The organism is Rhizobium sp. AAP43, from assembly GCF_001296045.1.
In the GTDB taxonomy this organism is placed as follows: Bacteria; Pseudomonadota; Alphaproteobacteria; order Rhizobiales; family Rhizobiaceae; genus Allorhizobium.
Genome location: NZ_LJHS01000026.1, coordinates 145,146 through 166,186, shown reverse-complemented (window position 1 = coordinate 166,186; position 21,041 = coordinate 145,146). Strand labels below are relative to the sequence as shown.

The 21,041-nt window shown below is 59.4% G+C and carries 22 protein-coding genes; 9 read left to right on the top strand and 13 right to left on the bottom strand.

Translation table 11 applies throughout. The annotated features are described in order from the left end of the window. Together IP76_RS15225 and IP76_RS15220 are read right to left on the bottom strand one after the other, a co-directional pair. Positions 1 to 1,107, bottom strand: a complete 1,107-nt coding sequence (locus IP76_RS15225) for a GNAT family N-acetyltransferase (RefSeq protein ID WP_245281476.1) — start codon at positions 1,105 to 1,107, stop codon at positions 1 to 3. 248 nt (positions 1,108 to 1,355) lie between these two features. After that, the gene (locus IP76_RS15220; protein ID WP_054159116.1) at positions 1,356 to 1,580 is read right to left on the bottom strand and encodes a DUF2842 domain-containing protein; all 225 of its coding nucleotides are present in this window, start codon (positions 1,578 to 1,580) and stop codon (positions 1,356 to 1,358) included. A 121-nt stretch (positions 1,581 to 1,701) separates the two neighbouring features. Between IP76_RS15220 and IP76_RS15215 the strand changes: the two genes are divergently transcribed. Beyond that, the gene (locus IP76_RS15215; protein ID WP_054159072.1) at positions 1,702 to 2,805 is read left to right on the top strand and encodes a COX15/CtaA family protein; all 1,104 of its coding nucleotides are present in this window, start codon (positions 1,702 to 1,704) and stop codon (positions 2,803 to 2,805) included. A gap of 109 nt (positions 2,806 to 2,914) precedes the next feature. Here the strand turns inward: IP76_RS15215 and argC are convergent, their stop codons facing one another. From argC to rplM, 6 genes are all read right to left on the bottom strand, one after another. Further along, entirely contained in the window at positions 2,915 to 3,847 is a 933-nt protein-coding gene (gene argC / locus IP76_RS15210) for an N-acetyl-gamma-glutamyl-phosphate reductase (protein ID WP_054159071.1), read from the bottom strand. Positions 3,848 to 3,916: 69 nt separating this feature from the next. Beyond that, positions 3,917 to 4,870: an agmatinase gene (speB, locus tag IP76_RS15205; protein ID WP_054159070.1), complete on the bottom strand. Its 954-nt coding sequence runs from the start codon at positions 4,868 to 4,870 to the stop codon at positions 3,917 to 3,919. An 86-nt stretch (positions 4,871 to 4,956) separates the two neighbouring features. Then, complete coding sequence (locus IP76_RS15200) at positions 4,957 to 6,147, bottom strand: hypothetical protein (protein ID WP_054159069.1); 1,191 nt, start codon at positions 6,145 to 6,147, stop codon at positions 4,957 to 4,959. A gap of 80 nt (positions 6,148 to 6,227) precedes the next feature. Then, the gene (locus tag IP76_RS15195) at positions 6,228 to 8,198 is read right to left on the bottom strand and encodes an acyltransferase family protein (protein WP_197278354.1); all 1,971 of its coding nucleotides are present in this window, start codon (positions 8,196 to 8,198) and stop codon (positions 6,228 to 6,230) included. 174 nt (positions 8,199 to 8,372) lie between these two features. Beyond that, positions 8,373 to 8,837 (bottom strand): 30S ribosomal protein S9, encoded by a 465-nt coding sequence (gene rpsI / locus IP76_RS15190; RefSeq protein WP_054159067.1) that lies wholly within the window; start codon positions 8,835 to 8,837, stop codon positions 8,373 to 8,375. Between the two features lie 2 nt (positions 8,838 to 8,839). Next, the gene (gene rplM / locus IP76_RS15185) at positions 8,840 to 9,304 is read right to left on the bottom strand and encodes a 50S ribosomal protein L13 (RefSeq protein WP_054159066.1); all 465 of its coding nucleotides are present in this window, start codon (positions 9,302 to 9,304) and stop codon (positions 8,840 to 8,842) included. A gap of 498 nt (positions 9,305 to 9,802) precedes the next feature. On the opposite strand from rplM, the gene IP76_RS15180 reads away from it, so the two are divergent. Next, the gene (locus IP76_RS15180) at positions 9,803 to 10,234 is read left to right on the top strand and encodes a VOC family protein (RefSeq protein WP_054159065.1); all 432 of its coding nucleotides are present in this window, start codon (positions 9,803 to 9,805) and stop codon (positions 10,232 to 10,234) included. Positions 10,235 to 10,343: 109 nt separating this feature from the next. After that, the gene (locus tag IP76_RS15175; RefSeq protein WP_054159064.1) at positions 10,344 to 10,814 is read left to right on the top strand and encodes a CoA-binding protein; all 471 of its coding nucleotides are present in this window, start codon (positions 10,344 to 10,346) and stop codon (positions 10,812 to 10,814) included. A 5-nt stretch (positions 10,815 to 10,819) separates the two neighbouring features. Here the strand turns inward: IP76_RS15175 and IP76_RS15170 are convergent, their stop codons facing one another. Next, complete coding sequence (locus IP76_RS15170) at positions 10,820 to 11,155, bottom strand: hypothetical protein (protein ID WP_054159063.1); 336 nt, start codon at positions 11,153 to 11,155, stop codon at positions 10,820 to 10,822. A gap of 142 nt (positions 11,156 to 11,297) precedes the next feature. Here IP76_RS15170 and IP76_RS15165 point away from each other — a divergent pair, with 142 nt between their 5' ends. Beyond that, a complete protein-coding gene (locus IP76_RS15165; protein WP_054159062.1) occupies positions 11,298 to 11,729 on the top strand; it encodes a CoA-binding protein in 432 nt (143 codons plus the stop codon). Between the two features lie 6 nt (positions 11,730 to 11,735). Here the strand turns inward: IP76_RS15165 and IP76_RS15160 are convergent, their stop codons facing one another. Beyond that, on the bottom strand, positions 11,736 to 12,167 hold the full coding sequence (locus IP76_RS15160) for a DUF6455 family protein (protein ID WP_054159115.1): 432 nt from the start codon (positions 12,165 to 12,167) through the stop codon (positions 11,736 to 11,738). A 172-nt stretch (positions 12,168 to 12,339) separates the two neighbouring features. On the opposite strand from IP76_RS15160, the gene IP76_RS15155 reads away from it, so the two are divergent. Beyond that, on the top strand, positions 12,340 to 13,626 hold the full coding sequence (locus IP76_RS15155; RefSeq protein WP_054159061.1) for an O-acetylhomoserine aminocarboxypropyltransferase: 1,287 nt from the start codon (positions 12,340 to 12,342) through the stop codon (positions 13,624 to 13,626). Positions 13,627 to 13,685: 59 nt separating this feature from the next. Next, positions 13,686 to 14,030 carry a cupin domain-containing protein gene (locus IP76_RS15150; protein WP_054159060.1) on the top strand — a complete coding sequence of 115 codons (345 nt, stop codon included), beginning with the start codon at positions 13,686 to 13,688 and terminating at the stop codon, positions 14,028 to 14,030. Here the strand turns inward: IP76_RS15150 and IP76_RS15145 are convergent. Continuing rightward, positions 14,027 to 14,686, bottom strand: coding sequence for a glutathione S-transferase family protein (locus IP76_RS15145; RefSeq protein WP_054159059.1), 660 nt, complete (start codon positions 14,684 to 14,686; stop codon positions 14,027 to 14,029). The two genes, IP76_RS15150 and IP76_RS15145, sit on opposite strands and share 4 nt — an antisense overlap. Positions 14,687 to 14,802: 116 nt before the next feature. Here IP76_RS15145 and IP76_RS15140 point away from each other — a divergent pair, with 116 nt between their 5' ends. Further along, on the top strand, positions 14,803 to 15,828 hold the full coding sequence (locus IP76_RS15140; protein ID WP_054159058.1) for a YafY family protein: 1,026 nt from the start codon (positions 14,803 to 14,805) through the stop codon (positions 15,826 to 15,828). Here the strand turns inward: IP76_RS15140 and IP76_RS15135 are convergent. Both IP76_RS15135 and IP76_RS15130 read right to left on the bottom strand, forming a co-directional pair. Further along, complete coding sequence (locus IP76_RS15135; RefSeq protein WP_054159057.1) at positions 15,776 to 17,020, bottom strand: cytochrome P450; 1,245 nt, start codon at positions 17,018 to 17,020, stop codon at positions 15,776 to 15,778. The two genes, IP76_RS15140 and IP76_RS15135, sit on opposite strands and share 53 nt — an antisense overlap. A gap of 77 nt (positions 17,021 to 17,097) precedes the next feature. Beyond that, the gene (locus tag IP76_RS15130; RefSeq protein WP_054159114.1) at positions 17,098 to 18,342 is read right to left on the bottom strand and encodes a GGDEF domain-containing protein; all 1,245 of its coding nucleotides are present in this window, start codon (positions 18,340 to 18,342) and stop codon (positions 17,098 to 17,100) included. Positions 18,343 to 18,697: 355 nt separating this feature from the next. Between IP76_RS15130 and IP76_RS15125 the strand changes: the two genes are divergently transcribed. Further along, complete coding sequence (locus IP76_RS15125) at positions 18,698 to 19,333, top strand: ATP-dependent Clp protease proteolytic subunit (RefSeq protein ID WP_054159056.1); 636 nt, start codon at positions 18,698 to 18,700, stop codon at positions 19,331 to 19,333. 288 nt (positions 19,334 to 19,621) lie between these two features. After that, a complete protein-coding gene (gene clpX, locus IP76_RS15120; protein ID WP_054159055.1) occupies positions 19,622 to 20,899 on the top strand; it encodes an ATP-dependent Clp protease ATP-binding subunit ClpX in 1,278 nt (425 codons plus the stop codon). Positions 20,900 to 21,041: the final 142 nt, after the last annotated feature.

The window sequence follows — 21,041 nt, the reverse complement described above, 5'->3', positions numbered from 1 at the left end:
TTAGGTCGCGCTGCGGGCGCGCAGCCTCTGCAGGAATGCGTAGATCGCCGGACGCGCCTTGATCAATGCCTTGGCGCGGGTTGTGCCCGTGCCGGCGAGAGCAGCCAGTCGCCCGATCCCCGTCAGGGGCACCCGAATGTCGAAGTGCTCCGTTTCCTTCTTGCACCAGCGTCGCTTGTATTCCTGGTCGCCAATGCCGAAATCGAAAATGCTGGCTCCCGTGACGGCGCTGTGTTCGATCACCAGCCAGAACAGCAATTCTCCTGGGCTCGCCTCCGGAAAGAGCCGGTCGTCTATCGAGCCGAACTGGCAGATGACATGATCGCCCTTGCGTGAGAGCCCGGTGATCGAGGCTATCGCCCCTTCATGCTGGCCCTTCAGTCGGATGGCGTGAAGCTCCAGCGGGACATCGTTGCCACCCCTGTCGAGATCGAGCAGCATGCGGAAGAAGGCCTGCGTTTCAGGGGCGCGGAACACGTTCGGAAGCCCTGCGGCTTCGAAGCGCGTGGCCTTCTGGCGGAAAAAGCAGTCGAGCAGAGCGTGTTTTTCGTCCGATGTCAGGGCGCGTACATGCTCGAAACCGCCGACCTCGTCCAGGCGTCGGATCTGTGTCCTGTACTTCTTCCGGCGTGCCTTGGCATTGAGCGGCGCAAGTGTCGTTTCCATGTCGGGGCCGAGGGCCAGCTGAAACGCACTGTTCTGGTTTCGCACGGATGTCAGAGCGCTGAGTGGGTTCGTCTCGCCACGCCAGACGATCGGAATATTGCTCAGGCTGACTAGATCCACCTCAAGAGCAAGCGCCTCGCGAAAAAGATCGGACCACATGTCGTCGTGGAACTCGTGGCTCCGTTGGCGAAACGCAGCACTAAACAGACCACTGTTGAAATTGGTAAAGCTGGTAGCGATGAACCGGGCAACGCGCACAAGGCTGTGGCGCTCGATCTGCAGGGGCAGGATGAAAGCAGGCTCGCCATCAAGTCTAGCCTCGATGATGACAACCGAAACGTCATGGGTCTTGATCCAGGCGCTGCACCAGTCGAATCCCTGGTGAAGGGAATTCCAACGGTCCATCTCGAGACGGCGCCATTCTCGCTCGACGGTGTCCATCGACCTGTGCACACGGACTGAAATCGGTCCAACACTGAAGGTGCGCTTCAGAGAACTGGCCGGCGCAGTTGTTGGGAGAGCGCCCTCAGATCCAGAGCTTTCTGCTCTGTGTGATGTCATGCTGTGCATAGCCTTGCCGCCTCTCGTCCCAGGCTTTGGAACACAGCGAAGCTACCGGGGGCGCGACAACAAAGGGTTAGCAGGCCCCGATAGCTTGGGGCGGCGATCCGATTGCGGTTAGCACCGTGTTAACGGCCGCCGTCCTGCTTTTTTCGCGATCCCGCCATCCACTTGATCACCAGCATGGCCGGAACGACCCACAAGAGGCCGGTCAGCAGGAAGTAAAGGAGGTGGGCCCACCAGGGCGCGGTTGCCAGTGTTGCGGTGGCAATAGTGGTCGCCAGCAAGGCATAAAGCGAGACGATGACGATGATCAGGATCGTCCCGATGAAGGAGCGAAGGGTAGGGCGCATGTTGGGCCTCTCGTTTGCCATGGCCGATGGTCTCTCACGACGCGACCGCTTGCCGCAAAGCAGCGGGCTTGTTTTGCACGCGCGGCTGATGCAAATCAACGGTCCAGAAGAGGATTGACGAATGACAGCTGTGACAACCGGAACCGAATTTCAAGTCCGCAAGGAGATTGCGCGTCTGGATTCAGACAGGCGCGCCATCCGCATCTGGCTCGGCGTGGTGATTTTCACGCTGTTCTGTCTGGTTCTGGTGGGCGGCGCAACGCGGCTCACGGATTCAGGCCTGTCAATCACGCAATGGAAGCCGATCCATGGCGTCATTCCGCCGCTGAGCGTCGCGGAATGGGAAGAAGAGCTCCAACTCTATCGCCAGATCCCCGAATACCAGCAGATCAACAAGGGAATGACCCTGGACGAATTCAAGTTCATCTTCTGGTGGGAATGGGCGCATCGCCTGCTGGCGCGCATGATCGGCATGATCTTCGCTTTGCCGCTCCTTTATTTCTGGGTGCGGGGACGAATCGAGCCCAGCCTGCGCCTGCCGCTGGTCGGCCTCCTGTGTCTGGGCGGCCTGCAGGGTTTCATCGGCTGGTGGATGGTCTCCTCAGGCCTGAGCGAGCGTGTCGATGTCAGCCAGTATCGCCTGGCCGTGCATCTGATGATGGCTTGCTTCATCTTCGCCAGTTGCGTCTGGATCATGCGCAGCCTTTCGCCCCATAGCGAGGAAGCAGCGCCAAGCGCGCATTCACGGATGTTCGCTGGTATCCTGCTCGTGTTGACCTTCGTGCAGATCTATCTTGGAGCCCTCGTGGCCGGACTGGACGCCGGCTACAGCTACAACACCTGGCCGCTCATGGATGGCGCGCTCGTGCCCGGCGGTCTGTTTGTCCAGCAGCCGGCTTGGATCAATCTTTTCGAGAACCCGAAGACGGTTCAGTTCATCCACCGCATTGGCGCTTATGTGCTCTTCGCCGCGGTCTTCCTGCACATGGTCCAGTCCCTGCGCGGCAATGCGAACTCGACCCATGCGCGCCGCAGTATGGTGCTGTTCGGTCTTGTCACGATCCAGGCGGCAATCGGCGTTCTCACCCTCGTCACGCAGGTTCCGCTGCATGCAGGCCTGACCCATCAGGGCATGGCGCTGGTGCTGCTCGCCTTTACCGTTGCGCATCTGCGGGGGTTTTACGGCGAGCGGGCCCGCCCGGTGACGGTCGAAATCAGGGACTGATGGCGGCCTGCCGCGGATGGGTTTAACGACTTAGAACCAAGCGTCGAAGACAAACAAAAAGGCGGCTGCGAGATCTCGTAGCCGCCTTTCTGTTGGATAGGCCGCCGGTTCAAGCCGAGAGCATAAGGTCCATATTCTGCACGGCCGCTCCAGAAGCGCCCTTACCGAGATTGTCGAGCACGGCGACCAGATTGACATGCGGCATACCCGCTGTGCCAAAGACGTAAAGCTTCATCGTGTCCTTGCCGACCAGTTCTTCGGCATCGATGCGGCTAAGACCCGCACTCTCCGTCAGCGGGACGACCGAGACGATGTCCTGACCGGCATAGTGCTGCACCAGCGCGGCATGGACGCTATCGATCGTCGTACCGTCCGCCAGGTCCTCCAGGAACAGCGGCACCTGGACGATCATGCCTTGCGCGAACCGGCCAACGGATGGTGCAAACAGAGGCGCCCGGTCGAGCAGGCCGTGGGTCTTCATTTCCGGCACATGCTTATGCTTCATGTTCAGGCCATAGAGGAAGTTATTGGCCGAGATTGCGTCGTCACGTGTTGGGTCTTCCATCTGCGCGATCATCTGCTTGCCACCGCCGGAGTAACCGGAGACGGCATTGACCGAGACCGGATATCCATCCGGCAGGATGCCCGCGGCCCGCAGCGGCCGGATGAGGCCAATGGCGCCGGTTGGATAGCATCCGGGATTGGAGACATGCCGCGACGTGCGGATCTTTTCCCGCTGCGCCCTGTCCATCTCGGCAAAGCCATAGGCCCAATCAGGATGGATACGGAATGCAGTCGACGCATCGAGCAGCCGGACATTGTTGTTGGCCGCAGTCATCTCATAGGCCTGCTTCGACGCGTCGTCAGGCAGGCAGAGGATCGCGATATCGGCGGTGTTGAGCAGGTCTTCCCGCATCGCTTCATTGCGCCGCTCGGCTTCCGGAATGGAGAGAAGCTCGATGTCGCGGCGTTCGGCCAGACGCGTGCGGATCTGCAAGCCTGTCGTGCCGTGTTCGCCGTCGATAAAGATCTTCGCTGCCATTTCTCTATTCCTGTCAGTCGCTTGGAGCGGTTTCTGGATTCATCTTGATAAACGGTTCACGCATCGTGTTCATCGGTTTGCCGCGAGCTTCTCCGCTTTCAGCCCGAGCATATACATGGCGACGGTCGCACCGGCAATTGCGGTGATGTCGGCATGGTCATAGGCAGGTGCCACTTCGACGATATCGGATCCGCGGATATCGAGGGGGCCGAGCTTGCGCAGGACCGACAGGATTTTCGCAGAAGACGGTCCGCCGGCGACTGGCGTGCCCGTACCCGGCGCATAGGCGGGGTCAAGGCAGTCGATATCGAAGGTGAGATAACAGGGGCGGTTGCCGACATGGGCGAGGATCGCGTCTGCGATGGCCTGCGCATTCATGTCCTCGACCTCCCACCCATGCAGGATCCGGATGCCAAAATCTTCAGGCGCATGGGTGCGAATGCCGATCTGGATCGAATGCTCCGGGTCTATGACACCTTCGCGGACAGCGCGGCAGACGAAGGAGCCATGATCGATTCGCTGGCCGTCATCGTCCCATGTGTCCTGATGCGCATCGAAATGGACAAGCGCCAAGGGACCATGCTTCGCGGCATGCGCCTTCAAAAGCGGCCAGGTGACGAAGTGGTCGCCGCCGAGACCGAGCAGGTAGGCGCCGGATGCGATGATCGCCGCCGCCTGCGCTTCGATACGGGCGGGCGTCTCCTGGTGATTGCCATAGTCCAGCAGGACATCGCCGTAGTCGATCACCGACATCTGTTCGAACAGATCCCGCGAAAAGGGGTATTGCGGGTCATTGTCGAAGATCGCCGAGGCGCGCCGGATCGCCTGTGGTCCAAAACGCGCTCCAGGACGGTTTGACACGGCCGCATCGAAGGGAATGCCGAGCACGACTGCATCCACATCCGCCAGATCCTTGGAATAGAGGCGGCGCATGAAGGAGAGCGCGCCTGCATAGGTCGGGTCGGTAGCAGCCGCGCGCAATGCAGGCGCTGTAAACGCGTTGTCGATTGTCTTGCTGGCCATGTCCTGTTCGGTTCCTATTGTCTTTCGGCCCACCCTAACCAGCCTCTGTGGAGAGAGCAATTCTGTGGGGCTTTGGGGGTGGCGGATTATATTCCGAGCAGCCAGTAGGTCAGTGCAACAACCCGGCGCACGACACCGCCGATGACGAGGCCGGTCTCATGGTTCGGCGTCAGCAGGACTGCGGCGAGTGTGAAGATTATGATGCCAGCGTCAGATATCCGTTTTGTGATGGCAAGGCGCCCTGTCAGTCCGAGGGCAGTCAGGATGAAGACTGCGGACGTGATATGAAGGCTGATCCACCGTCCCCAATCGACCGCGACGATATAAAGAGGGAGGATGGGTAGGGCCGTGAGCATGAGTGCCAGCGCGGGCAATCCCGGACGCGCAAGGCGGCTGATGAAGAAGACGATCGGCAGCAATGCGGCAAGGTAGCCGGCTGCAAAGAAGCCGACGATAGATCCCGTCGACATCTTTTCAGATGCAAGCGCTGTCGCCGCGTCGGTACCCTGATTCAGAAACCCAATTGCGCCCTTGCAGATTTCTGCAGAAAGTCCGCGCTCCAGCAGTGGCGCACAGATTGTTGCAACGTCCGCGACGCGGGAGAAAGTGATCGCGTAACCAAGTGCAGCAACACTGCCGATGGACACAAGGAGACCGCAGACCACGAAGAACCGTCTGGATTTGGCTCCTGTCCCGATGATCGCCGTCACGGCAACAAAGGCTGGATATAGCAGAACATTGAGTTCGTGCCCGATGGCTGCGATGACAAACAGGAGACAGCCGAGCAACACCACCACCTTCGAGCGGTAGAGGGGATAGGTAAGGACCAGTCCCATAGCGCAGAAGGCCAGCAATTCCTTTCGCAGGCTGCCCTGGGGATCGGCTGCCCAGAAGACCAAATAGAAGCCGGGGGAGATGAGAAGAAGGAGATAGACCCTGTCACGCCTGACAAGCGCACGAAAAATCAGAGCCGTGACGATGAGCAACAATCCGAGGAGCAGCAGCTGCAAAACGAACGTCAATGTGAGCGGGCTGATCGCGAGCATATCCGAGACCGTAATCAGAGCGCTGCCGAAAGGGCCGCGTCGTATCGGTTCGTTCAGACTGCTGATCAACCAGTCGCCCTGCTTCCAGTTGTTGCCACCGGTGCGATAGTCATTCCAGAAGGGCACCAGCATCGTGAAGAAGAAAACGACCGTGGCGCATGCGACTGCGAGCGGTACTAAGAGCCCGGGGCGGCCGGTCTGTTGCGTTGTAGTGGTCGCGGTGTTGTCCATGCCGTCCCCTCGTGCTTGCCCCTGATCTCTTCCGCAACGACGACGATTTGACAAGATGCTTGGGCGCGACGCTCGCAAGCTCAGTTGAGGAAACTGGGAGGAAGATCGCGGCCAAACCGGATCTCGCCTGCTGCCGAGTAATGGTCCCCGTCGGCAAAGAACAATTCTTTGCAGTCGCTATAGTCCGTCGCCCAGTCGAAACGCATCATCTGGTTCTGCGAGACATAGGAAAATTGGCCGGACTTCGCGACCCTGCTGCCAATGAAAGCATCGAGGGCTTCAAACGCCTCGCCCTGTCCGGGGCGCAATGTAAAACGGGCGTCGCAGCCGACACGCGCAAAATGCTTGAATGGTATGTGGGGTTCGGTGCGTGGTCCCACCCATTTCACCTGGGTGAAGCGGCTGAGCCTGTTCAGGTAGGCAACCGTTGCATCAATGCGCCCGGCGTCGGGCAACGTCCTTGGCAAAGGCGTATTGATCGTCAGCTTGTCAAAGAAGCTGCGCCTCACTGGGCTGCCATCGGCCGTCTGCATCAGGTAGAACCCAGCCTGTGTATAGACGACGCGCTTGATGGGTTGCCCATTCCTCTGGCTCAAATAGTCCGCCACCTGATCAAACTGGCAGTCGGATTCAGGATCATGCGGCCGGCAGCCATCTTGTGTCATGCCGACGACGAAGGGTGAGGCGAACCGGGAAATGACCACGCCGAAGAAATCGATGGCGTGACTATCCCCAAGCACCATGATGCCTGGTCCATATTTGCGATGGCAATCGTCCAGCCTCTTCGCCACGGCCTCGTCGAGGTTGGGTGCCCTGAACCTGCATTCGGTCGGCTTTGGGTCTCCCATGGCGCCAGCCCTCAGATTGCGCTCTAGCTGGGCTTGCTCCAACAAAAGATAAGGGCCAGCGATGTCCGGGTTCGAGCGAAGCCATGTTGCGCGACTGTAGTCTTCGAAGGCGATTCCAAGTCCTGCGAGGCCGAGAAGCGTGACGATCGCCGCTGCGCTTGCACCAAGCATCTGCCGTCTGCCGGCCAGAAGGGTATGTTGCGGTTGTCGAAAAGGCTGCTCGATGCAGCGCCATGATATCCATCCGACCAGAATGGTGAGAGCCGACAGTCCGGCCATCTGCAGGGAAGAGGGGTGTTCGGCGCTGAGCAAGCGTGCAAACGCGAAGATCGGCTGATGCCAGAGGTAGACACTGTAGGAAATGAGCCCGAGCCCGACAAATGGTGGCGCCGAGAGCAGCCGACCGACGAGGGTCTTTTCCTGTGCGAAGAGGATGATCAGGCACGTCCCAATCAAGGGCGGGAGCGTGTAGACGCTGGGAAACGGAACCGTCCGATCATAGACGATGAGGCTGAAGACAATGAGGGCGAGGCCCGTCAGGCTGTACAGATTGCTGGCCCTGAATTCGCGTTTTCGGACAAGAGCTGCACAGACTGAGCCCATCCCCAGCTCCCAAGTGCGCGACAAGGTGAAGAAGAAGCTGCGCTCAGGATCAAAATGCCGCGCAACCTCTGCAAAGACAAAGCCGGCGACTGTCAGGCCGATAATGCCCTGTGTCCTCAAGCTCGGCTTGAACGCAGTCAGCCAAGCGAGCAACAAGGGGAAGGCGAAATAATATTGCTCCTCAATGCCCAGGCTCCAGGTGTGCAGAAGAGGCTGCAGATCGGCATCGGGCGCAAAATAGCCGACCTGGTCCATGAAGTAGAGGTTCGAAAGGCCGATGGCGCTTTGGAGAAAGCTGTCGAGAAACTCCTGGAAGGTGTGTGGATCCATCAGGATCTGCGACAGTGGCAGGCAGACGAGCATCATCACCACAAACGCCGGCAGAATGCGCCGCGCTCGTCGCTCGTAGAATTGGCCGAGAGAGAAGCTGCCCTGGTCGAGTTGTTCCAGGAGAATGCTGGTGATCAGATATCCACTGATGACGAAGAAGATATCGACGCCAACGAACCCGCCATCGAAAAAGGGCAATTGGGCGTGGAAGAGGACAACCGGCAGAACGGCCAAGGCGCGCAGTCCGTCGAGCTCTCTTCTATACTGCATCTGCATGTTTCCACGGAAGGCGAGCATCCACGGCGGGTCGCTCTCGGCAAATGAACCGGCGTTTTCCCCGGTTGATCGGCTGTCAGCACGCGCCTCGAAACCCTGTGGGTCTCAAAAAAGAAGGCACATGAAACCATGTGCCTTCTGTAGAGCATCGAACCGTTCGAGAAGCGATTAGCGCTTCGAGAACTGGAAGGAACGACGGGCCTTGGCCTTGCCGTACTTCTTACGCTCGACAACGCGGCTGTCGCGGGTCAGGAAGCCACCCTTCTTCAGGACCTGACGCAGGCCCGGCTCGAAGTAGGTGAGGGCCTTCGAGAGACCGTGACGAACAGCACCGGCCTGGCCGGACAGGCCGCCACCGGCGACAGTCGCGACGATGTCGAACTGGCCATCACGGGCAGCTGCGATGATCGGCTGCTGCAGGATCATCTGCAGGACCGGACGGGCGAAGTAGGTGCGGAATTCGCGGCCGTTGATGGTGATCTTGCCGGAGCCCGGCTTGACCCATACGCGGGCAACGGCATTCTTGCGCTTGCCGGTGGCGTAGGAGCGACCCAGCGAGTCGACCTTGCGGACGTGAGCCGGAGCTGCGTCCTGTGCCGGGGCAAGGTCCTTCAGGGAAGAAAGATCGGCCATGATTAGGCGCTCCTTGTGTTCTTGCTGTTCAGCTTTGCAACGTCGAGAGCGACGGGCTGCTGGGCTTCATGCGGGTGGTTTACGCCGGCGTAAACGCGCAGGTTCTTCATCTGGCGACGGCCGAGCGGGCCGCGCGGGATCATGCGTTCGACAGCCTTTTCAACGACGCGCTCCGGGAAGCGGCCTTCGATGATCTGGCGAGCCGTACGCTCCTTGATGCCGCCCGGATAGCCGGTGTGCCAGTAGTACTTCTTGTCGGCATACTTCTTGCCGGTGAAGACGACCTTTTCGGCGTTGATGACGATGACATTGTCGCCGTCGTCAACATGGGGGGTGTAGGTGGCCTTGTGCTTGCCGCGAAGATACGTGGCGATAATGGTGGCAAGGCGGCCGACAACGAGCCCTTCGGCATCGATGACGATCCACTTCTTCTCCACCTCTGCAGGCTTCTGAACGAAGGTAGACATTGAGGTCTCTTTCCGTGTGATCCTGCCAGTCCCCGAGAGGGCCGCAGGCGTTTCTTGTTGCTTGTTTCGCGCCGTTCTCGACGCAAAAGGGAACGTAGGCCGTGAGGCTTTCATTCCGGATCTGCATCTACGCGGACAGTGTAACCACGTCAAGATGCGTCTGTCTGGGTGGGGCGGAGAAATGCGTAATGATATCAATGGTTTGTTGTTGAGGTATTATTTTACCGCACTATTCGCCGCAAAAAGTGCCGCCAGTTGCGGCTTTGGCCGTGCAGTCGGATGGTGGACGGCGACCTTAAGAGCGTCGCCGGGTCGACAGAGACAATGGGCAACAAGTGCTCATACGCAAATCACTCGATTGGACAGATAGCGTTCCTTCAACAAGCCGAGGATTGAGAAATGGAGGGAACTTGCCATTCGAGGTTGCTAATATTCGTATGAACATAATGAAAACATAAACCGAACGTAACGGCAGACTTCAGTTTACGGAGGTCTTTTATGTCATTGGAGCGTCGCATTTCTCTGGTCACTCTGGGGGTGTCGGACCTGGAAGCCAGCACCGAATTTTATCGACGCCTTGGATGGTCGAGATCGCCGGCATCCACCGCGGGTGTGACCTTCATTCAGCTCAAGGGGACAGTTCTGGCCTTGTATGGCCGGGCTGCCCTCGCTGAAGATGTGGGCGTCGAGAACACGCCGGCGGGGTTTTCCGGCGTCACGCTGGCCTATAATGTGCCAAGTGAGATAGGCGTAGACGCCGTCGTAAAGTTTGCCGTGTCATGCGGCGCAACGCTGGTCAAGGCCCCGGAGAAAGTCTTCTGGGGCGGTTATTCCGGTTATGTGGCCGATCCGGACGGGCATCTTTGGGAAATCGCCTACAATCCATTTTTCCCGCAGGATGAGCAGGGACATATTGTTCTGCCCCAGTGATGGACTGAACTTTAGCGATTTCTCATGCGCTTCGTTAAGGGCGGCCCATTATTCTGTTCATCGTGACACAAGATGGTCGATGCGCCCAAAAGGGCCGGGAGAGACGTCCATGATGCATGATCACTATACCAATGCCTACCTCGCCGAGATCCTGTCGAAAGCCCACAATGTGGCAATCGTCGGGGCTTCAACCAATGACCGGCGGCCCAGCCAGTGGATCGCCGGTTTCCTGCTCGGAAAAGGCTATCATGTCTTTCCGGTCAATCCGCTGCACGCAGGGGAGACGATTCTCGGGCGAACGGTTTACGCCTCTCTGGCCGATATTCCGGAACCGATTGACCTGGTCGATGTGTTCCGTCGGTCCGAGTATCTCGATTCGGTCGTTGATGAGGTGCTGGCTATGACGCCGAGACCAGCCGCGATCTGGACGCAGCTTGGCGTCCGTGATGACAAGGCGGCGGCTCGGGCCGAGGCGGCAGGGATTTCGGTCGTGATGAATCGTGCACTCGTTTCCGAATATCCGCTGGTCTATGAGGCGACACACCGGCCCCATCGTGATGGTCCGGCTCACGCAGCCTGAGGTCGTCAGAACCGCAGATTGGGCTTGCCGAACCCACCGGGACGCGGCTCGTAATCCTGGCAGTTCAAGACGGGGCAGCGCGGATTGTCCTTCGTCGGCACATAAGAACGTGCGGCATATTCATGCTGTTCGCAGGCGGCATTCCGCGTGACATAGCGATCATACAGGGTCATGCCGGCGACCCGGGTCGATGGATAGCGTAAGATTGCAGCGCCCTCATTGATGACGCGTTCGCGAACGGCCTCGCAACTCATCTGGGTCGAATTGTAGCGCGATATTGCCAAGGCCGGTGATCCAAGCCCGCATGCAAGGGCAAGGGCAGTGATTGCTTGAAGGCGCATCGGCCATCCTCCTCGTTTGGAAATAGCTTTGCTGGACAAAGCTGTTCTCAGTGCCATGGGAAATAGGGCGGGTCGCTCTTGTTGTCGACTGGCAGCCAATCCATTTAGGGGTTGAGAACAAGCCGAAAGTGAGGATTGCCGAATGACCGGCCATGACAATTATCCGGATGACTATCTGAGAGCAGTCCTTGGTAAGGTCCAGACCATCGCGCTTGTCGGTGCATCACCCAAGCCGGACCGCCCAAGTTTCGGCGTGATGCGCTTCCTGTTGGCGCATGGTTACAGGGTTTTTCCGGTCAATCCGGGGCAGGCGGGCAAGGAAATCCTCGGGCAAACTGTGTACGCCACGCTTGCCGATCTGCCGGAAGCAGTGGACATGATCGATGTGTTTCGCGCGCCTGAGTATCTCGGCGCCGTGGTTGAGGAGGCGAAATCTCTCGCCATCCCGCCGAAGGTGATTTGGGGTCAGTTGTCCGTCAGGGATGACGAAGCGGCGAGTCGAGCGGAGGCGGCGGGCATGAGCGTGGTGATGGATCGCTGCCCGGCCATTGAGATCCCCCGCCTCGGGCTTTGAGCCTGCTCAACGCTCGACAAGAAGTTCCGGATCGACGCGCAGGCTGTTCATCAGATCGGCATTGCCGCAATAGCTGGCGAACGCTGTTTCCGCATGGCCATTGTCCAGATCGTGGCGACAGGATTGCTTGGCGCTGCAATTCGCGCAGGTGACCTGCATGCTTCGAAACAGCTTTCGCATGCGGAACTCAACCTCGGCAGGGTCAATATTGAGCGCGCGCATCAATCTCGGCATCTCGTCTGCGGCGTGCGGGCCCGCCTTTGCCAACGCCAGCATTTCATGGGGCGTCAGCCCGCAATCCTCTGCGAGTGCAGCAAGCTGGGTCTCATCGAGATTGGCCAGAAGGTCGGCTTCAGCCGTCGCCTCGAACCCTGTCCCGCACCAGGTGAGCAGATGGTGAAAGCCTTGGCGGATCGGATCTGTGAGGGAAATGGACATGGCAGCGCTCCGTGGTTGCTTCCCCATCATGCCAAAGCCCGGGCTGTGGTCATTGATATCGATCAAGGATCGATTTGCTCCGTTGTCCAAGAAGATTGGAACAAGCCAGGGCTGACAGACGACGTAAGCGCGTTATGATCCGCTCCGACAACCATGAGGGAGGATCGAAATCATGTCCGACAAGAATCCGGGCTTTGCCACACTCGCCATCCATGCCGGTGCCCAACCTGACCCGACCACTGGCGCGCGGATTACGCCGATTTACCAGACGACGGCCTATGTCTTCAACGACTCGGACCACGCTGCGAACCTTTTTGCGCTGAAGGAGTTCGGCAATATCTACACCCGCATCATGAACCCCACCCAGGGCGTTCTCGAGGAAAGAATTGCGGCGCTCGAAGGCGGCACGGCAGCCCTTGCCGTCGCCTCCGGGCATGCAGCCCAGCTCCTCATCTTTCACACACTGATGCAGCCCGGGGACAATTTTGTCGCCGCCCGCAAGCTCTATGGCGGCTCGATCAACCAGTTCGGCCATGCGTTCAAGAATTTTGGCTGGCAGGTGCGCTGGGCGGATCCCGCTGATCCGGAAAGCTTTGCCGCTCAGATCGACGACAAGACCAAGGCCGTCTTCATCGAGAGCCTCGCCAATCCGGGCGGTACCTTCGTCGACATTGCGGCCATTGCAGAAGTTGCTCATCGGCACGGTCTGCCGCTGATCGTCGACAACACTATGGCGAGCCCCTATCTCGTACGTCCGCTGGAGCATGGCGCCGACATCATCGTCCACTCGGTCACCAAATTTCTCGGCGGTCATGGAAATTCGATGGGGGGCGTGATCGTCGATGGCGGCACGTTCGACTGGTCGGCAAAGGCCGGCCAATACCCGATGCTGTCGGAGCCGCGCCCCGAATACAATGGTGTGGTGCTGCATCAGACCTTCGGCAATTTCGCCTTTGCCATCGCCTGCCGTGTCCTCGGCCTGCGCGATCTCGGACCCGCGATCGCACCGATGAACGCCTTTCTGCTCCTGACGGGCATCGAGACACTGCCGCTGCGCATGCAGCGCCACTGCGACAATGCGCTGAAGGTGGCCACCTGGCTGAAAAGCCATCCGAAGGTGGCCTGGGTCAACTATGCGGGACTTGCCGACGATCCGAACAATGCCCTTCAGAAGCGGTATTCGCCGAAGGGGGCAGGGGCCGTCTTCACCTTCGGCATCAAGGGTGGTCTGGAAGCCGGCAAGGCATTGGTCGGCGGTTTGCAGCTCTTCTCACATCTTGCCAATATTGGCGATACGCGCTCGCTCATCATTCACCCGGCCTCGACCACCCATGCTCAGCTCAGTGAAGCACAGCAGATTGCAGCCGGTGCCGGTCCTGATGTCGTGCGGCTGTCGGTCGGCATCGAGGATGCCGACGATATCATCGCCGATCTGGAACAGGCCCTCGCCAAGGCCTGAACCATCTTTCATAACGGCGGCACATGTGGTGCCGCCGTGTTATCTTCTGGAGACAGCTCATGAGCCTTTCCCTGGCCTTCGATCCCGCCAATGTCACGCCGGAGGAGGGCGCGCCAGCACCCGAAAGGCTGATTTCAGGCGACCCGCGTTTCACCACCTGGAATCTCGAAGAAGCCGATGGCGGCGTCTATGCAGGGGTCTGGCAGTCCACGCCGGGCAAGTGGCGGATCCTCTATGATGAATGGGAATACTTCAACATTCTCGAAGGCCGTTCGATCGTCACTGAGGACGGGGGCGAGCCGATCGGGCTTGTCGCCGGTGACCGTCTGATCCTCAGACCAGGCTTCAAGGGAACCTGGGAAGTCATTGAAACGACTCGCAAGGATTATGTGATCCGGCTTTAGTTCGCGCTCACAATCCGGTCTGCTGCCGCTTGATGTTCTGCGGCCAGGGCCGCGTCTTCTGCCGATACCCTCTGCACGGCCTCGCGGCTGCTGATGCGCTCCATATAGGCTTGGAACGCAGGGCGTGCCTCGACCAGGCCGAACATAGTTGTCCAACGCAACGCAATCCCCCAGAGCAGATCGGCTGCCGTGAAGCGCTCTCCCAGCAGGTAAGGCCCCTTCGTCAGGGAGGTCTCCAGCATATCGATCAGAGACGCGTAGCTGGCATAGGGCGTCTCGTTCATCGATCCCGGTTCGCGCTTCATGAAGCGATCGATGACCGCCGGTTCAAAGCAACTGCCGTAGATGAAGAGCCAACGGAGATAAGCGCCGCGATCCGGATCCGTAAGGTCAGGCGCAAGACCCGCCTCTGGAAAAAGATCCGCGAGGTACAGATAGATAGCGCCTTGCTCCGTGACCAGCGTGTCGCCCACGCGAACAGCCGGGACCTTGCCGAGTGGATTAATCGCGAGATAAGCCGGTTGCCGCTGTTCGCCCGCCTTCATGTTCAGCACATGCAATTCATAGGGCACCTTCAGTTCCTCAAGCAGGATTCGTGCCCCAGTGGCTCGCGTCTGGGGGGAATAGAAGAGGGTAATCGGACGGGTCTTGGTCATGGAAATCTCCCTTTGGAAAGCATCTCGCTCCGAGGCGATGCGGAGAGATTGCACCGTCATACCTGTCAGATTGTGTCAGGTTGGATTAGCATAATGCCCGAAAGGGAGATTTTTGGATGCGGGCGAGCCGGCTGATCAACATTTTGACGACCCTGCAGGCGAAAGGCCTTGTGACGGCCGAGGCCTTGGCCGATGAAAACGATGTTTCGGTGCGCACCATCTATCGCGACATCGATGCGCTGTCGCTCTCGGGCATCCCGGTCTACAGCGAGCGCGGCTCGGACGGCGGCTACCGATTGCTGGACGGTTACCGCGTGCGCTTGAACGGTCTGACCCCCGCCGAGGCCGAAGCCATGTTCCTGTCCGGTATTCCGGGTGCAGCAGCCGATCTCGGCCTGGAAACCCTGATGGCTGGCGCCCAGAAGAAGCTCACCGCCGCCTTGCCGGAGGATCTCCGCCAGAGCGCGCGCCGCATGCAGCAGAAATTTCATCTCGATGCGCCCACCTGGCTCGCGGAGGGGGAGCAGCCCATCTACCTGCAGGCCATCGCCGACGCGGTGTGGAACTCCAAGCGCATCCGCATGCGCTACCGCTCCTGGACGGCCGAGAAGAACAGGATCGCCGAACCGCTCGGCATCGTGATGAAGGGGGGTGCCTGGTATCTCGTGGCGCGTGTTAATGACACAGCGCGCACCTATCGCATTTCCCGTGTTCTCGACCTCATCGTCACAGAAGAGCGTTTCGACTGGCCGACGGATTTCAATCTCGCACAATACTGGAACGAAAACACGTGCCGGCTTGAACGTGAACTCTATCCGAATTGGGCAGTGATTCGTCTCTCGCCCTGGCGATTGAAGGAGATCGAGCACATGGCGGCGCCCTATGTCCGCGCCCATCTCGAATTTATCGGCGAACCCGACGAGCACGGTTGGCGCACGATCCGGCTGCCCGTGGCGCATGAGCGCATGGCCGTATCCGAAATGCTGAAGCTCGGAACGGAAGTCGATGTGGTTGACCCGCCGGAATTGCGCCTGGCCATGCGGCGGGCCGTCGAAACGCTGATGAATCGCTACGCTGACGCCGTCGACGTCACCAGGTCAGATCAAGCCGCTCCAACCCATGGAAATGATAGACGTCCTTGACCTTGGGCGTCTCTGCGAGCTTCAACCCTGGCAACCGCTTGAACAGCAGAGGCAGGACGATGTTCAGCTCCAGCCGCGCCAGCGGCGCCCCGATGCAGAAGTGGATGCCTGCGCCGAAAGAGAGGTTGGCGCCTTCGTTGCGCTCGGGCTTGAATGTCAACGGTTCGGGAAACTTCACGGGATCAAGATTGGCGGCAGCGAGGATCAGGCCGACCTTGTCACCGCGCCTGAGTGAGACGCCGTCGATCTCTGTCGGTTCGATGCACCAGCGCTCAAAAATATGCACCGGCGCACAGATACGAAGTGTTTCCTCAACAGTGCGCTCGGTCGCCTTCTCGTCGGCAAACATCTGCGCCGGGTCTAGCCCGCTTTCAAGGATCACGCGCACTGAATTGCCGATCTGGTGAACGGTTGCCTCGTGCCCGGCATTCAGCAGTACGATGGTCGTCGAAATCAGCTCGTCCTCGGTGAGGAACTGGCCCTTGTGTTCGGTATGGATCATGTGGCTGAGCAGATCGTCGCGCGGTTCAGCCCGGCGCTCGGCAATCACCGACCTCACATAATCGGCGAATTCTTTCGCCGAACGGTCCGCAGCCTCTTCATCGGCCCGCGTCCGCTTGAACATGTACATGCCGACATAGTCGTGGCTCCATTTGAGGAGCTGGGGGCCCATGTCTTCGGGAATGCCGATCATCCGCGCGATCATCGTCACCGGAATAATGTCGGCAAAACTCGTCAGAAGCTCTGTCTTTCCATCCGCTTCAAAGGCGTCAATCAGCCGGTTGGCAAGATCGGCGATCTCGCTCGTCATCTTCTCCACATGCCGGGAGACGAAGGCGCGATTGACCAGTGTGCGCAGTCGCGTGTGCTCTGGCGGCTCGATCTCCAGCAGGGAGTGCTCCTCGGCCTTGTCGAAATGCCGGGTATGGGCGGCCGGTTCCGGCAGGCCAATCTCCTCGCGGGTCGCGACATGCAGGATCTGTCGGCCAAAGCGACGGTCACGCAACAGCGCGTTCACGTGGTCGTAGCCGGTGAAATACCACTGCTTCTGCTCTTCCCAGTAGAAGGTCGGTGCGTCAGCATGAAGCGCCGCATACGCGCGGTTGGGATCGCTGTAGAATTGTGGGTCGCGGGCATTGAGCGACACGTGCCGGCTGGCGCTGTCGATGGAAAGAAAAGGAAGGTCAATCATGCCGTCTGTTTAGCCGAAGTGCGCGGTTGTGCAAGGGGGCGAACAACGGCTGCGCGCACTGAGCGAAGGACGCTCAGTCAGTCGTCGAATGCCGCGCCTGCCGCGGCAATTCTCCTCAAGATCGCCACCTGCTTGTCGGCCTCGGCATCGAGCGTGCGCGTCTTGGTCGGTGGCACGGTCACGATCCTGTCGCCGGCCTTCAACGACGTCCGGTTCCGTCCCTGCTTTTTCGCGGCATAGAGCGCCTCGTCGGCGCGCGACATCAGGCCATCCAGGGCTGACATTTCTCTGGGACCAACGGCAATGCCGACACTGGTTGTAATCTGAATTTCCTGGTCGCCGACCCGGATCTTTCGCTCAGCGATCGCAAGCCGTACGGTCTCCGCGAAAAGGGCAGCGTCGCGGGGTTCCCCGATCGTCAACACGGCAGCGAACTCCTCGCCGCCTGTTCGTCCAAATGCGGCGGTTTCCGGAAGCAGTGCCCCACAGAGATAAGCGAATTCCACCAGCGCCGCATCGCCGGCGGCATGGCCATGCCGATCATTGAGATGCTTGAAGTGGTCGAGATCGAAGAGAACAACGGCAATCAGTGGTGATGTCGTGGTTGATGTGAGCGCATCGAAGGCGGCTGAAAAGCCACGGCGGTTGAGGACACCGGTCAGCGAATCGGTTCGCGCCAGAAGCTTGAGGCGTTCCTCCGAGCGATCCATCAGCATCTTGGCGAGGATAACGAGGCTGGCAATAAAGCCGACGACGGCAGCGAGGCCCGCCCAGATGGTGGCCGGCGGATTGCTGAAATCGTCTGCGCCGAAAAAGCCGGCAGCGGCCGCAAACAGGAACGCGCAGACCGATTGGGCGAGCCAGATCGATGCAAGAAGGGCGCGGTATCGCACGGTGCTGAAGCGGACGGTCAGTGCGGCGAAGGAAAGGGCTGCGAATCCGAGCCCCGCAGCGACGTTGTAGGTGGCCACGCGAAAGGCGAAATCATCGCGTATGGCAGGGATAAGGTTGGCCGCAATCCACACGAGCGGTGGTGTGAGCGCAAAGAAGGGCACACGCTTTTTGTCGATCGCGCCCACGGCGGCAGTCCAGGCCGCGAAGGCAAGCAAAGACACCGGGTTCCCGAGATGGATCGACAGGGCATCGGGGATCAGTCCGCGAAGAGCGACGAGTGCGAGGCCGCTCGCATGCAGCGCAAAGCCTATTCCGAAATAGAGAAAATGTTTCTCTTTTCGAGCCTGCAGCCAGATGCCCAAGAGCAGCACGGCCAATGCGCCGGCTTGCGCGACCCAAAGAATGAAGGCCGTTTTCACGTCGATCACGTTGAAATTCCCAAACTGCAATTTTGCCCGATATCGCCGCACAATCGTGCAGAGACGGTAAACCTGAACACTATCTGGTACTGCCGCGGCGATCTGCCACTGGGGCGCGTACTGAAAAATTACCGGAACTTCACCATGTTAGCAGCTTCTTGTGCAAGGTGGGCGGGCACGCGTCTGTTCATTGGCATCATGCCCTGAAACCCTGTAGAGCCGACCAGGAGAGGGCAGCGGAGCATTAAGGATATCCCTTGCTCCAGTCTTGAATGTGGGGGTCCAGACACTCTATGTAGGGATTGACACAAGTTACGTGATTCCCGCCACCGGCGTGACGGGGAGAGGCTGATAAAGGACCGACATGAAAAACCCCGTTGATACCGCCCTGGCTCTGGTGCCGATGGTCGTGGAGCAGACCAACCGTGGCGAGCGTTCCTACGACATCTTCTCCCGACTGCTAAAAGAGCGGATCATCTTCCTGACGGGTCCGGTCGAGGATACGATGGCGTCGCTCGTTTGCGCCCAGCTCCTCTTCCTTGAGGCGGAGAATCCGAAGAAGGAAATCGCCCTTTACATCAACTCGCCGGGTGGCATCGTCACCGCGGGCATGGCGATCTACGATACGATGCAGTTCATTCGTCCGGCAGTCTCGACGCTTTGCGTCGGTCAGGCCGCGTCCATGGGCTCTCTTCTGTTGGCTGCTGGCGAAAAGGGCATGCGTTTTGCGACCCCGAACGCGCGCATCATGGTGCACCAGCCTTCCGGCGGCTTCCAGGGTCAGGCATCCGACATCGAGCGCCATGCTCGTGACATCATTAAGATGAAGCGTCGGTTGAACGAGATCTACGTGAAGCACACCGGCCGGACCTATGACGAAGTCGAAAACACGCTGGATCGTGATCACTTCATGGAATCGAGCGAAGCCAAGGACTGGGGTCTGATCGACCGCATTTTGACCTCGCGTGCAGAAATCGAAGGTGCGGCTCCGTCGGCTTGATGAGGCTCGGCCCGTGCCGGCAAAGGCAATGCGCCCTTGCTTGTGAACGGGTCGGGGCTTTAAAGTCGCCGGGAAAGCGCTATTACTAGGATTAAGGCTATGTTGAATCTTTATGACATAGTCTGCCGAGACTGGGAGTTTTCGTTGCCGCCGCTCTGGATCAGTCTGGATCGGCTAGTGGCTCCGGATCGGAAGAGGTTTCAGCCAACGGCGGCGGCTGGAATCCAACAGTGAGAGTGACCGCCCTGCCGCAATTGCGGTGGCGCGGCGTGCTGGAAGGATAAAGACATGAGCAAGGTCAGCGGAAGCAACGGCGGTGACTCCAAGAATACCCTTTATTGTTCCTTCTGCGGCAAGAGCCAGCACGAGGTCCGCAAGCTGATTGCCGGACCGACGGTGTTCATCTGTGATGAATGCGTCGAACTCTGCATGGACATCATCCGCGAGGAAAACAAATCTTCGATGGTCAAGTCCCGCGATGGCGTTCCCACGCCGCAGGACATCATCAAGATTCTCGACGAATACGTCATCGGCCAGAAGCAGGCAAAGAAGATCCTGTCTGTGGCTGTGCACAACCACTACAAGCGCCTGTCGCACGCCTCCAAGGGCGGCGATGTGGAGCTGGCGAAGTCGAACATCCTGCTCGTCGGTCCGACCGGTTGCGGCAAGACCTATCTTGCCCAGACGCTGGCCCGGATCATCGATGTTCCCTTCACCATGGCGGACGCGACGACCCTGACCGAAGCCGGTTACGTCGGCGAAGACGTCGAAAACATCATCCTGAAGCTTCTGCAGTCGGCCGATTATAACGTCGAGCGCGCTCAGCGCGGCATCGTCTATATCGACGAAGTCGACAAGATCAGCCGCAAGTCGGACAACCCTTCGATCACCCGCGACGTGTCGGGCGAGGGTGTTCAGCAGGCGCTTCTGAAAATCATGGAAGGCACGGTTGCCTCGGTTCCCCCGCAGGGTGGCCGCAAGCATCCGCAGCAGGAATTCCTGCAGGTCGACACGACGAACATCCTGTTCATCTGCGGCGGCGCCTTTGCAGGCCTCGACAAGATCATCTCGGCCCGTGGCGAAAAGACCTCGATCGGCTTTGGTGCGACGGTTACCTCGCCGGAAGATCGCCGCGTTGGCGAAGTCCTGCGAGAACTCGAGCCGGAAGATCTGGTCAAGTTCGGCCTGATCCCGGAATTCATCGGTCGTCTGCCGGTTTTGGCGACGCTTGAAGACCTGGATGAGGACGCTCTGATCCAGATCCTGTCGGAGCCGAAGAACGCACTCGTCAAGCAGTACCAGCGCCTGTTCGAGATGGAAGACGTCGAGCTGACGTTCCATGAGGATGCGCTGCGCGAGATTGCCCGCAAGGCGATCACCCGCAAGACCGGCGCCCGCGGCCTTCGTTCGATCATGGAAAAGATCCTGCTCGATACGATGTTCGAACTGCCGGAACTGGAAGGCGTTCGCGAAGTCGTCATTTCCGACGATGTCGTCAACGGCTCCTCGCGGCCGCTCTACATCTACTCGGATCGCCAGGAAGAAAAGGCCAACGCGTCGGCGTAACCTTGGCTCCCCAATTGTCTGTAAAGAGCCCGCCCACCGGCGGGCTCTTTTCGTTTCGGTGTGACCTCTGCAGCTTTCCCGCGACACACGACGAAATTAACCGTTTCGTCTGTTGCGACGCCGGATGATTGGGCTAAAACAG